General features: G+C 31.4%; 1 protein-coding gene and 1 pseudogene. Both read right to left on the bottom strand.

Annotation, left to right across the window (positions count from 1 at the left end; translation table 11 throughout):
* The coding region (locus tag A5882_RS20005; RefSeq protein WP_176462078.1) for a hypothetical protein at nt 1-627 on the bottom strand (627 nt) is incomplete at its 3' end.
* Between the two features lie 88 nt (nt 628-715).
* A pseudogene (locus A5882_RS20000) lies at nt 716-1,156 on the bottom strand (hypothetical protein); the annotation flags it as partial.

Raw genomic sequence — 1,156 nt, 5'->3', positions numbered from 1 at the left:
AGTATACTCGCTCAATATATCATCTGAGCCAATATAAGGAGCTGTCACTATATCTACATCACTTTCTCCTATATATGTTAAGTAGAAATCATTTTGAGTATCAGGACTATCAGATAAATTGTCATTAGAAATACCTAGCTCTTCTGCAAAAATGCTAAGTAATCTATTATCGTTATGATTAAGTATAGAATGTAATAGAGACTTTGTTGAATCACTAACTTTAATGAAAGCAATATCTGATTGATTAATATTTCTGTCTTTAGTCATATAAGTATTTTTAGAGAAATTTGAAGAACCTACCAAATAGAAAACTGTTTCATCATTACATTTTACAAGAATTTCCTTAGAATGATCTGGATTTCCAGTGCCATAACTACAAGAACTACTAATATATAAACTAATCGCTTTAAGTGTAGGTTGTCTACTATAGCCAGAATACTGATTATGTAACAAAATCGAAGTATTAGATAAATCAACACTATCAAATACTTTTTTTACTAATTCAGTAGCTGTATTAAGTTTTTTTGACCAACATCCCCCTCTAATATTAATTTCAAAAGAATCTACTTTATTACTGTCTCTTATACACATCTTAATTATACAATTAGAAGAAAAAATGAATACCAACTCTACTACCTTAAATATTGAAATTTAGTTCAATTGACATCTCCGTAAACATCTCATAAAAGTCAATTAAATAGAATTCAATTATTTTCTACCACCAAGAATAGCCAGATTTCTTCAATACTTTTGATTCAGAGCTTTCCTCATGTTTTCGTTTTCCAAAATACTCATCACTTGATGCAACAGTTGGATCATACCAATCTGCTTTTTGCTTTGCCCATTGAATCCATGTTGCTGTTTCATCATCTAACTCACCAGATTTCTCCAGAGCTGAAACATAAGCTCGAATTTTACACGAAGTTTCATAGTCTTCAGCTTTGTTTACTAAGGCTTCTGTATTTGCCACTTCTAAATTATAACGTTCTCTCTGTTCTTCCTTTTTCTGACGTTCAATTTCTCTTTGGCGAGCTTCTTCTTCACGCTTTTCTCGTTCTTGTCGAAGCACATCAGAAACTTCATATAAAGCTAGTACAATATCCCCTAGCTTCTCCTCAACAACATAAGCTTTGCAATCTCTAAACGTTTTTCTACC

The sequence above is a fragment of the Enterococcus sp. 4E1_DIV0656 genome, from assembly GCF_002140695.1.
Classification (GTDB): domain Bacteria; phylum Bacillota; class Bacilli; order Lactobacillales; family Enterococcaceae; genus Enterococcus_D; species Enterococcus_D entomosocium.
The sequence above is the reverse complement of the archived record's forward strand: the minus strand, read 5'-3'. Positions and strand labels throughout refer to the sequence as shown.